A 14,226-nucleotide genomic window follows, 5' to 3' on the forward strand; every position below is an offset into this window, starting at 1 on the left:
CAGACACTCCGTTGACTGCAGGTGGGTCCCCCGGAGCGAGCTGAGCGGCCGATGCCTGCAACGCTCACCGATTTCACCGCTGCCGGCGAAGTTCGCTGTACAGCCACTCCCGTGCGTCCGCCGGCGGTGCGAACAGAACATCCGCAGCCAGGCGCCTGGCCACGGCATGGGTGTCGCGATGCGTCGCGACCCACGCCTGGATCTTGGCCAGGTTGATCAGCGCGAGGTCCAGGGCGATAACGATGGCGATGACAGTGACGTAGCTGGTTCCGGTGACCCACCGGGTGAGGTTCCGGCCGTCGGGGTGCTTGAGCTCACCGTGCACGCCCTCGATAGCCGCGCGCGCCCGACCGTAGAGGCGGTCCCAGTCGGCTCGCCCCCAGGGCAATGTCTGCCGCAGTGGGTTCTCCGTGTCCGGAACGAAGATCGTGCTCTGGGTGCAGATTGTGTGCTCCAGGGCTGGTGGCGGGTCCAGCACCACCGGCAAGTCAAGACGTGGATCGACGGTTCCGCGCAGACGGCACTGACACTTGGGACTGGGGCCCAGTGCCGGGCAGCTGACGTTGATGCCGTCGTCGCGCACGCTGCGGATGTGCGCCCGGTAAGGCATCTGCGCGGCAAGGCGTGCCTCCCACGCAGCCTTCTCCGGGTTCGGCTGCCCGTGCTCCCGCGCGGTGGGGCGCGGCCCCGGGTTGCGGAGGTGCTGCGGCGTCGCCGGGCAGAGGATGTTCCCCTGGTAGAGAAGGCCGCCTCTGAACGCCCCGCGGCCTTCGAGCAGTTGCTCGGTCAAGTCGAGGACGAACTGCGTGCCGCGCTCGCGGAGCCAGCCAAACAGGTCGATTGCCTTGCTGTAGTCGCGGTCGGCGCCCACCGTGTACTCACCGGGAAACCTGACTTCGACGCGCTCCACCTGGTCAGTGAGCATGTGCCACGGGCTGTAGCCGGCCGCAGGGGTGGCGTAGACCGCCGGCATGAAGAGGGGTGGGGGGTCGTCGGTCGGCTCGACGGTGCCCAGTCGGGACGTGTGGATGTGCAGCCCACCGATCATCTTCTTCGCTTGAGCGTTGGTCGGCGTCGCGTGGCCGTAGCGGGCGCCCACGGCGCGATGGGTCCGCTGGCGCCGAAGCCGAGCCTGTTGCTCGGCCGGCAACCGTCGTTCCTCTACCAGGAGCAGGTCGGGGGACGCCTCGGCCGCCAGGGCTTCGCGCAGCTCCTTGTCGAGCGGTCGCGACGGGGTTTCGTGGCCGGTCGCGTCGAACACCAGAAGATCGCCGTGCGGCAGGTCCGCCGGGATCCACCCGACGAGGATGTCGTTCATGACGTCAAGCAGCTGCTGGTGCCGTAGCTGACGCTCGGCCTCGGTGAGTGGTTCTTCGCCGGGTCGGCGGGGCCGATCGGAGCCGAGGTTGTACTCGGTGATCCGACACATGTACCGCAGGCGCTCGGGCGGCAGTTGCTGTCCGGCTTGATCCACCAGATTCAGCCAGCGACAGCCAGCGGGGCCGAGGAGCTCGGTGAGGCCGTCGCGTAGTTCGCTGGCGCGAATGGAGTCGAACACCGAGAGCAGGTAGGCGAGATAGGCCAGCCAGCTCTCGACGGTGAGAGATCTCGCGATCCCCTGAGCGTGGGCGCGGACGATGGGCTCCATCCTGGCGCCGACACCGCTGCGCCGGACGAGCTCTCGGCACCACACCAACTGGGCAGCGAAGGGGACGTGCGGGTCAGTCACTGGCCCTGCCGGGGTGGATTTGGCGAGGTGCACCGGCGAGCACTCCGCGGCGCAACGGGCCCGCGTCGAGGTGCTCGGTCTGCGCATAGGGAAGCGCGTTCTGGATCTCGGTGAGGCTGTGCCGGCCCAGCTGCCGCACGAGGACGACCACGGAGACGTCGGTGGAGAGCAACTCTGCCACGTAGGCACGGCGCATGGACCGCGGCAGCGGCCTGGGCAACCCAGTGCCACCACGCACTGCCAACAGCAGGTCGGAGACCGGCGATTCACGGTGCGGCCAACGTCCGATCAGCAGCTCGTCGCCGAGCTCCCGGGCCAATGCCAGCAGTCGATCACCGTAGCGGTCGAGAACAACGACCAGGCGCGACCTCTCTCCCTGAATCTCGACGACAACGGCGCCGTCCCGGCGTCGGTGGACGTGCACCCCGCGGGTCTCTTTGAAGTCTGCGCTGTCCATGCCCGCCCCGCGCGCCCCGTAAATCAGCGCCTTGAGATGAAGTCGTACAAGACGCGTCTGGGCGTCTGCGACGATTTCCCATGAGGCGACGTCTGCATCCGCCATGGGCTCCCCGACCGCTGTGCGGCTCGTGTGGCCTCCTCGCACCACCTGGATGCCGGTCACCTTCAAGTCCCGGGCCAGTGCGAGATTCCTGCTGAGCAAGGTCCTTTGGGTGCCCGCTGTTATCTCCGTGCGCTCGACGCGTCGCGTCAGCTCCATCTCATAGGCCATGACGTACTCATCCTTGAAGAAAACTGACGGCTTCGTAGTCGCGTGCAGCACGACCCCTGATTGGCGTAGGTACCCGGCGTAGTCAGCGAGGCCGTCGAACTGATTCGACGCCTCGGAGATACGCTGAGGAGACCGCCTTAGAACTGTGCTTCGCACCAGACTGAGCTCTTCCGCGTTGACTAGCTTCGGCGAAGTCATCTCCATCACCGCATCGCGTACGACACGAGGCGATCGTCGCGGCCGGACATCTGCTCGTCGCACTTTCGCCACCACACACCTCCGTGCAGTTCCCGCCACGATTGGCACGGGCGCAGGGCTGGCTGGCCGTGGCCTCGCAGCGTCGAAGGCTTCGCGATCAAGCCCTACCGCGCTGCGGAATGTGTAGCGCGACCGCGTCAGCTAGACGCAGAAACGGCTCCGTTGGCAGGCAGAAGGCTCCGAATGCCCGAGAAAGGGCTCCGTTCTGACGCGCGCGACGGCCTACCTGAGCGCCTTCGCTAGCGAGATGCTCGGTCGATGCCGCCAGGTAGCCAGACTGGCCCACAGCCGTCAGCGCACATCCGCGCGTGGTGGTTCTCGCTACTGCTCCCCTTTCCGCTCGGCGTCACCTGGCCGGACGGAAGGAACGGGTGCACCCGGGATCACTACCGCGCCTGGAGCCACGCGCAAGCGGTCAGGCAGCTTCTCCCAGTTCTCAACCGGCTCAGCCCGCCGGGTAGCCCACGGACGGACGTGCGGCGCATCGCGAGACGGGTCGGTCGAACGCCGATCGCCCAGACCAAGTTCCGCGCGGACCACGTCGCCCTACGCGAGTTCCTTCTCGGTCACACCCGCATGCACGACCGCGTTCAGGAAGCCTGGTGGGCCGGCTTGAGGTACTTGTCGCCACGCGATCGCGGGTGGCAGCACTTGATCAGCGAGGCACTCGCCGGACCGTCAGTCGCGGATACATGGCTGTTTTACGACCACAATGACGTCCTGCAATGGCCACCTACGCGCGCATGGTCGGAGGCCTCATTCAACCGGTTCTTCGGCTATCCAGCGTTCATTGACGACGTCACCACAGAACTGATGCTAGACGCGGACTACCCGTGCTACTGCCTCGCGCTGCAGCAGTACCACAGTCGATTCAGCCATCTGCTGCCTGCCACGGCCGCCCAGGCATGGACGTCGGGGAACGGATGGAGCGTTGGGCAAAGAGCAACAGGACTTCTACTGGAACTGCTCGGCATCGGGTCCACTGCACCTGAAGCCAATCTGCTGCTGCGCTTGACCCAGCACCGGTCCTACGACGTTGTCGCTGAGCGACTTAGCAATCTGCGCCTGCAAGGGATGGATCGGAAAAGCATTTCGCATGCAGGCTAAATGCCACCGCTGTGTGTCCCGGCACGGTCCGGCCGCCTGGCGTCCGCCAGGCCGTCGACCATTCGACTGGGAGACCACATGGCCCCGAACACCCCGCCAGGTCGCAGTGCGGCCGCCGCCCGCCGCCGGCTACGCGAGCTGCAGACCACCGTCCTGCGGCCTGACGCCCTGGTGCCGCCGCAGCTGAACCATCTCCTCGAAGGCTTCCGCCCGCAGGGCGCCATCAAGCACCGGTGGGCCGCCCTGCAACCGGCCGTGGCGCAGGTGCTGAGTCGCTCAGCGATCAGCGGCGCCGACAGCCTCCGCAAGCACGTCACCCACGTCGCCTACTTCCTCGCCTGGGCGGACGACCACGACCTGCCGCTCACGCCCAAAACCGTGCAGCGCCGGTACGTCGACGAGTACACCCGTACCGGCATGCCGGACAGCTCGGCGAAGTCGCGGGCCGACCGGCGGGCGCGGCTGCGCCGGCTGGCCGACCAGATCAACCCCGACCAGGCCCCGGACCGGGGCGTCACGGTCGAGCGGCCGAGCGTCAAGCCGCCCTACACCGAGCGGGAGATGGCGCAGATCCGCCGGGTGGCGCTCACGCAGCCGACAGCCGCGCGCCGCCGGCAGCTGTGCCTGTGCGTCGGGCTGGGCGCCGGTGCCGGTCTGGACTCCCAGGATCTGCGGCATCTGACCCGCGCCCACGTGCGCGACACCGGCGATGGCGGCATCACCGTCGAGGTTCCCGAGCCGAGCCCGCGCGCCGTGGTCGTGCTGCGCGACTACGAGGGCCTGGTCCGCATCGGTCTCGGAGATCTCAAGCCGCACGCGCTGCTGCTGGGCCGTAAGGAGGACCGACGCAACCTCGCCGCCCGGGCGATCGGCCACGCCGTGGTGCTCGGCGACGTGCCGCACATCGAGCAGTCCCGTCTGCGCGCCACCTGGCTCGCGCGGCTGATGACCGCGGCGGTGCCGCTGCAGGTGGTGTTGACCGCGGCCGGGCTGCGCTCGGCGCGCACGCTGGTCGACCTGCTCCCCCACCTGCCGACTGGCCCTGACACGCATACCGTGCTGCGCGACGCTGGGGGCGCCCGGTGAAGGCGGTCCACCGCTACCGGCTCTACGCGCACGTCGTTGACGCCTCCGGCGCTGCCGAGGTGCTGACGTCCGCGATCCGGGTCGACCGGCGCGGACGGCGACCGCTGTGCCCGGTGCGCACCTTCCTCATCCTGGGTCTGCTCGCGGCCGCGTCGGGCAAGCTGACCGTGGAGCGGATGCACGCCATAGCCACCCGGGAGCTGCCCCGGGAGGTGCAGTGGGAGCTGGGCATCCTGCGTCGCACCGCTGACGCAGTGGCCACGATGCCAGTCAGCGAGCTGTACTACCTGACCAAGACGATCACCGCGCGGCTGGATGCCACCAGTCCGCGGGCTGCGAAGTTGTCCGATGAGCAGCGGCGGCAGCGCACGCAGTGGCTGCAGGAGGTCGTCGACCGGCTCATCACCGCCACCCTCCCCGATCGGCCGGGTAGCTCCTTCGCGCTGGACGAGACTGCCATCTGGGCTTGGGCCAAGGGCAAGAAGCGCGGTGCCGACGGAACCGGCACCGGCACCGGCACCGGCACCGGCACCGGCGAGCAGCCCAGCGAGGACACGCAACCCCAGCCCGTGACACGGGCGGTGTCGGTCTGCCCGGACGCCCGCTGGGGCAGCAAGACCGGCAAGGACGGCACCCCGCACCCCTACTTCGGCTACGCCATGCACGCCCTGGTGCGCATCCCCGATCTCCGGCCGGGGCCGGCGGCGACCGACACCGACGATCCGGCGCTGATCGAGGCCATCGCCGTCACCCCGGCCTCCACCGACGTCGTCGAGGTCAGCCTCGACTTGCTCGACCGGGTGCGCGCCCGGCGGCCGGTCCGCGATCTCGCTTCCGACCGGCACTACTCCTACAAGGAATGGAGCCGCTGGGCCCGGCAGCTGTGGGCCCGGGGCATCCACCCGGTGATCGACCTGCGCGCCGACGAGCAGGGCTTCCGCGACTACAACAGCACGCGCATCGCCGCCAGCTGGCCGCACTGCCCCGCCACCCCCGACCGGCTGGGCACCATCCCCCGCCCGGCCCCCAACGCCGGCGCCGCGGACAAGGCGGCGTTCCGGCAGCGCATCGGCGAGCGCTTCGCCTACGCGATGCGGCGCGTCGGCAGCCACGTCCCCGACGGCCGCACCCGCTGGGAATGCCCCGCGCGGGCCGGCAAGATCGGCTGCCCGCTCGTCGCCGGGACCGTCCAGGTAGCGCGGGAGCTGCAGCTGCCGGTCATCGCCGACCCGCCCGCCGAGGCCGAACGTGAGGCCTGCTGCACGCAGCGGACGTTCATGATCCGGGTGGAGCAGCCCGCCGATCACGACAGTGAGCACGCCGCGGACTCCAAGCGCCGCCTGGCCCAGGCGATGAAGCACAGCCAGGACGAGTACTGGGGTGACCGAAGGTGGACGGCGAGCTGGTCCCGCCGCACCTACGTTGAGGGCGCCTTCGGCAACCTGAAGAACCCAGACACCGAGAACATGACTCGCGGGTACTTCCGCTTCACCGGCCTGCCGCTGGTGACGCTGGCGATGGCGTTCGCGGTGACCGTGTCCAACGTCCGACAGCTGCGCAACTGGCACGAGCGCACCGGCAACGGCGACAGCACCCATCCCCTGCTCCAGCCCGAGCCGGCGTTCCACGGCTACGCGCTGCTGACCGCCGAGCAGGCCGCGACCGTCGACGAGACCTTTCCGCCGCCCCGGACAGCTGCCTGAGCGCAGCTCCTCCGGGCGCTTGACCCGGGTGGCCGGTGATTGCCGGGCGCCGCCCGCGTCGGCACCGTGGCGGCCATGAGCACCCGGGCACCTGCCGTGTTCTACCTGGTCTGCCTCAAGCTGTTGCTGTCGGAGGAAAGCCGACCGCGGCCGTGGCAACGCGTCCCATCCAGCCACCCGCGAGGTGGCCGCACCACGCACTGGGTGGAATCCGAAGGGCTGTACTACGGCGAGGTCCTCGGCAACCGGTCGTCGGACTGGCTGATGGTCACCAACGTGCTCACCTACGCCGACTGCGATGTCCGCCGGGTCAGCCCGCCGCCGACCTGCCCGGCTGCCGCGACCCCCGACCGGCTAAGCGCGCCCTCATGACCGAACTCGACCATCGCCTGCAGGAACTACGCACGGCGCTGCTCACGCACACCGACATGACCCCGGCGGCCGCGCGACTGTTCGCCGAGATGTGCCGCAACGACCGGCGGTTGCACGGCGATGACCTCGTGACCGCCGCCGAGACGGCGAAGGCGGCTGCCGCATGAGCCCTCGAGACCTCCACGGGTGGCTGCGCCAGATCAACGGCGATGTGGGCCGGCGCCCCCGCTCGTCGCGCACCGGCGGCGCCGAAAAGCACCCCGGCTCGGCCGCGACCGGGTGCCTCCGCAGCGTCCAGGCGCGCCACGGGCTCACTGCGCTGCCGGTCCGCCCCGAAGCTCCGGTGCTTCACCGCCCCCGGCGGCGGCGTTCCGTGCGCGCCGCCGATGGCCCCCAGCAGAACCTGTGCCACCGCTGCGGCCGGGTCCGGTCGGCCGACCCCGCCGCCGGCCGGGCGGTCCGATGACCACTCGCGGACTGCGGTGGCGGCGGATGAATGTCGGCTGGGCGTCCTACGCGGCGGAGTGGCCCGGGCCGCTCGGCCAGGACGGTGCGGTGGTGGTCGTGGGTCGCCCACACGGGCTCCGCGGGCGCTGCCCGGTCTGCGGTCGGCGCGGGCGGCTGTGGCAGGCGGCGCTCGCGTTGCCCCAGCCGTTCCCTGGCGCCCTGGATGCCATCGTCGGCGGCTGCAGCCGGGACCATGCCGTTCGCGCGCTGCCCGCCGACTGGTCGGATGTGGCCGCCGTGTTCACCCGGCTCACCGATGCCCTCCGCGCGGACGACGAACCCACTTTCTGGCACGAGAAGCTCGCCACCAGGCGCGCCCGGCAGGCCGAGCAGGCCCGATTGCTCTCCCGCCTCGATCCCACAGCGCGCCGCCTCGCGCTCGAGTTGCTGCGAAGCGATGAACTGCTCGACGTCGCCCAGATCGAGGCGGTGGCGTCCGCAGTGCTTGCCGAGCCGCCCGGTCAGCACATCGGCGGCCAACCGGGGCCGGGGGCGCCGAGCTAATCGGCAGATGACCTGGGACCGCCTAGGCCAAGTGAGCTCTCCCCCGGCCGGGAAACCCTCGGCCGGGGGTCGCGCATCGGTGAGGCGGTTCAGGTCAGAGCGTCGGCGCGGGTGCGCAGTGCGGCGGCGTCGATCCAAGTGTCGACGTCGGGGTCGAGCCACGGGCCGTCGGCGTCGGTGGGGATGCTCCGGTAGAGGGCCGAGATGGCCCAGTCGCCGTCGTCGGCCAGCAGGTCATCCGGCAGCTGGGACAGGATGTAGCTGTCTGTGTCCACCCTCCCGTCCTCGTCGCGGGTCAGCACCGTCACCGGGTGCAGGTGCGGGTAGGTGGCCTCCCCCGATGTGAAGCACTTGTCGTCTCCGCAGCGCTGGAAGCCGATCGCCCAGAGCTCATCGATTCCCGCGCAGTCGCGCACGCCTTCCGCGAACTCGTCGAGCCGGGTGTCCAGCGCGGCCGTGCGGGCGTCGGCGGTGTGGCCGCCGCTCACCGGAGCGTCGACGAGCGGGGGAGCAGCGGGAAGACGCGGATCCGCAGTGCGACGGCGTCGAGCCACACCTCGCCGTCCTCGGCCTCGAACCCGGCCGGCGGGGTGGTGCGGTACGGGGTCTCGACCTGCCAGCCGCGGCTGTCGGGGTGGCGCCCCTCGTGGTCCTCCTCGAGGTCGGCTACCCGGATCGCGCCGGGCACGGCAGAGCCCTCGGTGAGAACGAGGCTGCCGTCGGCGGGGTCCTACGCCGACGGATGGCCGAGAGCCAGGTCGTCCAGCAGCTTGTCGAGGAGCGCCTCCTCGTAGGCCGGCGCACCGGTCGTGGTGATGACCTCGGCGAGTGCGGGATCCCAGGGGGTGTCGGCCGCTGCGGCCAGGACACGCCCCGTGTCGTCCGGCGTGGGGTCGGAGGCCATGTAGTCGGCCGCGCTCATCCGCCAGGGCACGGCCTGCGGACAGGCCGCCAGTATCGCCCGCACGTGAGCGAGGCCGGCCGCGTCGAAGTCGGCACGCACCGCGACGCGCCAACCGGTGGCGGGCAGCGCGGCGATGGTGACGATCTCTCGCGCCGAAGGCGTGCCGGAGGTGCCAAGCAGCCGGACCTGAGCGCCACCGGCGGCGAGGCCGGCTGCGGCGGCGACGACCGATGGGTTCTCTGTGACGAACACCCAGGCCCCGGGCTGAGGGGGCGCGGGCCAGATGCAGCGGTCGAGTTCGCGTGGCGGGACGGTGACCACGGCGTCGGCCGGCAGGGTCCATCCGGCCGGATGGATGCCGAGTGCGTGCAGACCGCCGGTGAGGTCGTCGCAGTCGACGCCGAGGACATCCCATGCGGCGCGGGCCCGCACCCCGGAGAGGCCTGCGAGTGCGAGCACCAGCCCGGCCAGCGTGCGGCCCTCATCAAGGGCATGCGGACGGGTGGGCACCAGGGTGCGCCGGTCGGAGCGCTGCCCGTCGGGGGGCAACGCCGCAAGGACCGCCGTCGCCTGGGCCACCAGGCCGAAGGGGTCGGGCTGGCCGGCGAGGCGGGCGGCCCAACCGGTCGTGCGCAGGCGCTCCCAGGCGGCAGCCGGGTCGACGCGGTTGCGGACGTGCCCCGGCAGACCGGCCAGGCGCTGCTCGAGGTTCTCTCGGACGGTGACGAGTAGCTGGTTGCGGGCACGTTTCTCCGTGGCTCTGACCGCCAGCCGGCGGCCGACCGCGTGCGCGGCGACCGCGCCCGGAGTCAGCCGGGGTCCACGTACCCGCAGCCGGGTGGTAAGCGCGGCCATGTCGACCGTGCGCCGCTGCCCGGCTCGCAGCCGGGCGCCCCCGAGCAGGCCTACAGCCGCCGCGCGGGAGTTCGGCGCGAGCGGGGTGGCCACCTGCAGTCGCCCGGTGGCGAGGTCGGCGTCCCCACGTCGGTCGGCGGCCGCGGCGACCGCCGTCCACAGCCAGTGCAGCTCGTCGATGAGCAGTGGGCCGAGCTCGGCACCGTTGCAGCGGTCGGCGCAGAATCGGCAACCGGTCACGACACCGGCTCGCCGGTCGGGTCGCCGTCGAGATCGAACAAGCCGCGGATCCACATCGGGTCCGCGACGACGGTGCCGTCCGAGCCAGCCTCCAGGTCCCAGGCGTCGATGCCGTCCCACGCGCCGGGCGCGCCGTCCCACAGGTAGCTCGTGCACAGCAGGTCCAGGTCCAGCTCGGCGATGAACCGGGCCAGCCCCTCACGCCCCCGCTCGTCGACCTCGACGGGAACCTCGTCGAGCGCGGCCAGCCGGAGCCCAGTCGGTCCGAGGCTGTCGTAGAACGCGGCGACGGCGGCGAGCATGGGGGCGAGGACGACAAGTCGCCGCTCCCCTCCGGACAGCGGGGTCCTCGCCGACCAGCGGCCGGTCGTGCCGTCCGGGCGGGTGACCACGTAGTGCACGTCAACCCAGCTGCGGATGTCGACGGCGACGGCGACCTGTTCGGCCATCGTCTCCGCGTCCGCGGCGGCGATCAGTTGCTGAAGGGCGTGGCCCACTTCCGCCTTCTGCTCCGGAGAGCGGTCGGCGTCGCTGACCCGGCAGGCCAACTCGTACACCGTCCGCTCGGCCGGGGAGAGATCGTCGCGCAGTCGGACCTCAACCCGCACGCCGACGCCGGAGGAGGCGGCGGCCGAGCGCATCTTGCGGTTGACGTCGCCGACCCAGTCGTGCAGACCTGTCCAAGCGTGCCCGATCGCGCCGGGCAGCCGACCGATGACGAACTTCTGCAGCGTGACCTCGTCGGCGGCGGCCAGCGCCTTTTGGGCTTCGACCTTTAGCTGCTCGGCGCGGCGCGCAGCCGTGGGCGGCGTGTACGGGACGTCGTCGTGGGTGAGGAGGTATGTCTCCAGCGTGTCGCCCTGGCCGTAGCTTTCGGCCGGGTCGAGCGTCCAGGTGCCGGCCAGCCGGGCCCGGGCCTCGTCGTAGCGCTCTCGGAGCAGCTTGCGGCCGGAGCGGCGCCGGCCGGCCAGCCTGTCGGCAACCGTGGCCAGCAGCTCGTCGTCACTGGCCAGGCCTGCGGGCACGGAGTCGTCGCCGAACAGGATGTCCCCGACGCCAGGCGCGGCGAGCAGCGCCAACATCTCCCCCGGCGGGCATCGGCGGTCGGCTGGGCCGCACGCTCGGCCTTCTGGGCGGCCGCGAGCCGCTCCTCGAGCTTGGCGACCGACGCGCTGGCCACCTCGGCTCGCTCGCGCGCCGGACCCGTCCGAGCCTCCAGCCTGTCGCGCTCGGCGCAGGCGGCGGTGTGCTCGGCAACGGCCTCCCTGGCAGCTCGACCGGCGTTCGCGCGGAGACGTGAGATCTTCTCCTCGGTGCCCGCCGCCACGTCGTGCGCGCGTTGGGCGGCCGCGCGCACCCTCGGCAGCGTCCCGTTCAGGGCGTCCAGCCGTGCCACATCAGCGAGCAACCGGACGAGTCGTGCGCGCAGCCGGCCACCGAGGCCGTCCGCCGCCTTCTGCAACTCTTCGGCCGCCCGGGCGGCGTCAGCCTGGATGCTGGCGAGCGCGTCGAGGTTGGCCGGCAGCGACCGGACTCGAGTGCGCTCAGCCCAATCGTGGCGCTGGGCGTTGGCCTGCTCCTCCGCACGCAGCGCCGCCGCGCGGGTGGCGACGGCGAGGTCGCGCTGCTCCGCAGCGGCGCGTGCGGCCTCGGCCCGTCCGGCCTCCGCTGCGCGAGCAGCCGGGTCGGCGGGAAAGAGCGAGCGTGTTCGGCCACGTCACGGCGTCGGCGCTGCAGCCGCTCGGCGGCAGTACGCAGGCCTTCAGCGGCAGCCTCCAAGGCGGCGGCCTCCTCCTCCAGCGCCTGGGCACGGGCGAGCGCGGCGGCACGTCGCTGTGCCGCCCCCACGAACTGGGCCGAGGGCAGTTGCTCTGGGTCGTCAACGCCGGGGGCGCGCCCGAACAGTGGCCCAGCACGGAACGTGCCGTCTGTGCCGATCACCAACCCCGTCGGACCGTCCGTGGCGGCAGCGCTGGGCGCCAGCGCCACACGCTCGAGGACGCCTACCGCGACGTCGGCAAGTGGATGGGTGTCGTCGACGGCGAGCACTGCGGCGAGGTTGGCGAGAACCGTCGCCCCGGCGGGCCGAACCTGCCAGGCGCTCGTTGTCGCACCGTCTGCGGTCAGCGTCGCGGCCAGCAGCCCAGAGGCGGCCAGTGCCGTCTCGATCAGGTCTCTGGCCCGCTGATCGGTGAACTCCGGCGCCCAGTCCACCGCGGCAGCCAGCGCCGTGGCGTCGTCGGCACCGGTCCACCAGGCCGGGCGGGGCAGCGGAAGCAGCCGCCCGGCACGCAACGCCTCGGCGTCGGTGCGGCGCTGCCTGGCGTCGGCGGTGAGCCCCTCGGCCTCGGTGCGCAGGTCCTGCTGCCGGCGGCGGAGATCGGCGTCGGTGCGGGCGGCCCGAGCCCCCACCTGCTCGGTCCAGCCGGTGACCTCGTCGAGCACGCGGCCGGGTTCTGCGGCGCGCAGGTCGGCGACGTCGTCCGCGGATGGCAGCACGAACTCCTCCTCGCCCTCAGCGCTCGTGACGTGCGCGGTATCCCTGTCGACCAAGGCGACGCTGGCAGTGCCGATGTCGGGCTCGTAGAGGCCGTCAGGGGCGACCGGCCAGACCGCGACTCGGTCGAGCAGCTCCTCGGCGGCGCCACGGGCGGCGGCGTGTGCCTTCGTGGACGCCTGAGAGGCGGCGTCGGCCTTGTCCTCGGCGGTCATGGCGGCGGCGTGCGCCGTTGCGGCCGCGTCCTCGGCCGGCCGTACGGTGCGCGCGAAATCCGTGATCGCTAGCTGGGCGTCGGCGGCGCGGGCCTCGTGGGTGCGACCGAGCTCGCTCCACCGCTGGGCACGGGCGGTCAGCCGGTCGGGGTCCGCGTCGACCGTGAGCAACGGCCCGGGGTCGGCGCCGGCCGTGCCGACCGTGAGCACAGCTCGCGGCCTGGTCGACCAAGTCGCCAGCGGGTCATCGTCGGCCGCTGCGGAGTCCGCCGCAACTGCTGTCCGGACCCGCTCGTCGAGCTCGCCGGCCAGCTCCTCGGCATGGCCTGTCAGCGAGACCGTGGTGTCGCGGACCGTAGCGACGGCACCGGTCAGCTGTTCCAACGTGGTCCTGGCCTGGGCCTGCTCGGCGGTCAGCTGACCCTCCAGCGCCGTCAGCGCGCCGGCGGCCTTGTAGGCATCGCCCTGCTCGATCGCCTCGATCTGGGCGCGCAGCGTCCCGAGCCGGGTGCCGAGATCAGCCTCGGCCGTCCGCGCCCTCTCGGCCTCGGCGGTCGCGGCCTGCATCTCGCCGGTCAACCGGCGGGTCTGCGCCGCCGCGCGGCCCACCTCGGCCGCCGACTCGCTCGCGACCTCGTGCGCGGCGGCGACGACCTCGGTGACGTGTCCGGCCCAGGTGGCGGCGAACTCGGCGAGGACGTCGGCGGCGGCGCTGTCGCGGGCAAAAGCCTCGCGGGTGGCGGCGGACTCGGCGAGCGCGTCGGCGGTCGCGGTGACGACGTCGTCAGCGACACCGGGCAGCGCCTCCCGCAGCGCCTCGGCGGCCTGGGGTGCGGTCAGGTCGCCGAGCAGTGACGGGTTGCGCACCACCCGGATTCGGTCGGCGAGATCGCGAAGCTGCCCCGGCTCGGCACCCCACACGCGCGCAGCCAGGTTCGTGACGTAGTCCTCCTCGGCATCCTCGCCGTCGAACACCTGGCCGCCGGCGGCGGTGACGTGGTCAGTGAACTGTTCGATGGGCAGCGCCGCCCGATCGGGTCCATGCAACCGCAGGTCGGTAAGAGGCTCGCCAGGCACAGTGAAAGGCACGACCTTCACCGCCGGAGAGGCCCCCTCCGAGTACTGGAGTCGCACCCCGAAGCTCTGCCGCCCCTCGCTGCCCGGGCCGGCAAAGGTCAGCCAGAGGTAGCCGTAGCGGCGGCGGCTGGTAGCGCCCTCCTTCATCAACGAGCGCAGGGTGGTGGTGCGGGCCTTGCCGGCATTCAGCCGCTGGGCGTTGAGGTCGAGCAAGTACGGCCACAGCGCCTCGAGCGCAGTGGTCTTGCCGGTGCCGTTCGGACCGCGCAGCAGCAACCGTCCGGACTCGGCGTTCAGCGGCAGATCGCCGTAGCGCCACACGTTCGACAGTCCGGCGCCGACCAGCCGCCACCGGCCGCCGAAGCGTTCGGCGTGCCCGACCGGAGGCGCCATCACCTCCTCGTCGGTGAACAGCGGTGTGGGTTCGGGTGCAGTCATCGTG

The 14,226-nt window shown here is 71.8% G+C and carries 13 protein-coding genes; 6 read left to right on the plus strand and 7 right to left on the minus strand.

Annotated features, from left to right (window positions below; translation table 11 throughout):
* Positions 1 to 73 precede the first annotated feature (73 nt).
* Positions 74 to 1,648 carry a hypothetical protein gene (locus MVA48_RS10375; RefSeq protein WP_246988534.1) on the minus strand — a complete coding sequence of 525 codons (1,575 nt, stop codon included), beginning with the start codon at positions 1,646 to 1,648 and terminating at the stop codon, positions 74 to 76.
* Between the two features lie 73 nt (positions 1,649 to 1,721).
* Positions 1,722 to 2,657: a hypothetical protein gene (locus MVA48_RS10380; protein ID WP_246988543.1), complete on the minus strand. Its 936-nt coding sequence runs from the start codon at positions 2,655 to 2,657 to the stop codon at positions 1,722 to 1,724.
* A 534-nt stretch (positions 2,658 to 3,191) separates the two neighbouring features.
* Here MVA48_RS10380 and MVA48_RS10385 point away from each other — a divergent pair.
* From MVA48_RS10385 to MVA48_RS10410, 6 genes are all read left to right on the plus strand, one after another.
* Positions 3,192 to 3,824, plus strand: a complete 633-nt coding sequence (locus MVA48_RS10385) for a hypothetical protein (protein ID WP_246988545.1) — start codon at positions 3,192 to 3,194, stop codon at positions 3,822 to 3,824.
* A gap of 78 nt (positions 3,825 to 3,902) precedes the next feature.
* Complete coding sequence (locus MVA48_RS10390) at positions 3,903 to 4,910, plus strand: hypothetical protein (RefSeq protein WP_246988547.1); 1,008 nt, start codon at positions 3,903 to 3,905, stop codon at positions 4,908 to 4,910.
* Positions 4,907 to 6,613: a hypothetical protein gene (locus tag MVA48_RS10395; RefSeq protein ID WP_246988549.1), complete on the plus strand. Its 1,707-nt coding sequence runs from the start codon at positions 4,907 to 4,909 to the stop codon at positions 6,611 to 6,613. Before MVA48_RS10390 ends, MVA48_RS10395 begins: the two co-directional genes overlap by 4 nt.
* Positions 6,614 to 6,688: 75 nt before the next feature.
* On the plus strand, positions 6,689 to 6,985 hold the full coding sequence (locus tag MVA48_RS10400; protein WP_246988551.1) for a hypothetical protein: 297 nt from the start codon (positions 6,689 to 6,691) through the stop codon (positions 6,983 to 6,985).
* Positions 6,982 to 7,152: a hypothetical protein gene (locus MVA48_RS10405; protein WP_246988553.1), complete on the plus strand. Its 171-nt coding sequence runs from the start codon at positions 6,982 to 6,984 to the stop codon at positions 7,150 to 7,152. Before MVA48_RS10400 ends, MVA48_RS10405 begins: the two co-directional genes overlap by 4 nt.
* Before the next feature lie 325 nt (positions 7,153 to 7,477).
* Positions 7,478 to 7,996: a hypothetical protein gene (locus MVA48_RS10410; protein WP_246988555.1), complete on the plus strand. Its 519-nt coding sequence runs from the start codon at positions 7,478 to 7,480 to the stop codon at positions 7,994 to 7,996.
* A gap of 89 nt (positions 7,997 to 8,085) precedes the next feature.
* On the opposite strand, the gene MVA48_RS10415 is transcribed toward MVA48_RS10410, so the two are convergent.
* From MVA48_RS10415 to MVA48_RS10435, 5 genes are all read right to left on the minus strand, one after another.
* On the minus strand, positions 8,086 to 8,484 hold the full coding sequence (locus MVA48_RS10415) for a hypothetical protein (RefSeq protein WP_246988557.1): 399 nt from the start codon (positions 8,482 to 8,484) through the stop codon (positions 8,086 to 8,088).
* Positions 8,481 to 8,684: a hypothetical protein gene (locus MVA48_RS10420; protein WP_246988558.1), complete on the minus strand. Its 204-nt coding sequence runs from the start codon at positions 8,682 to 8,684 to the stop codon at positions 8,481 to 8,483. The genes MVA48_RS10415 and MVA48_RS10420 overlap by 4 nt, the downstream gene beginning before the upstream one ends.
* Before the next feature lie 42 nt (positions 8,685 to 8,726).
* Positions 8,727 to 9,995: a DUF2399 domain-containing protein gene (locus MVA48_RS10425; RefSeq protein ID WP_246988560.1), complete on the minus strand. Its 1,269-nt coding sequence runs from the start codon at positions 9,993 to 9,995 to the stop codon at positions 8,727 to 8,729.
* Positions 9,992 to 11,077, minus strand: coding sequence for an SbcC/MukB-like Walker B domain-containing protein (locus tag MVA48_RS10430; protein ID WP_246988562.1), 1,086 nt, complete (start codon positions 11,075 to 11,077; stop codon positions 9,992 to 9,994). The genes MVA48_RS10425 and MVA48_RS10430 overlap by 4 nt, the downstream gene beginning before the upstream one ends.
* Before the next feature lie 292 nt (positions 11,078 to 11,369).
* On the minus strand, positions 11,370 to 14,222 hold the full coding sequence (locus tag MVA48_RS10435; protein ID WP_246988564.1) for a hypothetical protein: 2,853 nt from the start codon (positions 14,220 to 14,222) through the stop codon (positions 11,370 to 11,372).
* Between the last annotated feature and the right edge of the window lie 4 nt (positions 14,223 to 14,226).

Source organism: Blastococcus sp. PRF04-17 (assembly GCF_023016265.1).
Lineage (GTDB): Bacteria > Actinomycetota > Actinomycetes > Mycobacteriales > Geodermatophilaceae > Blastococcus_B.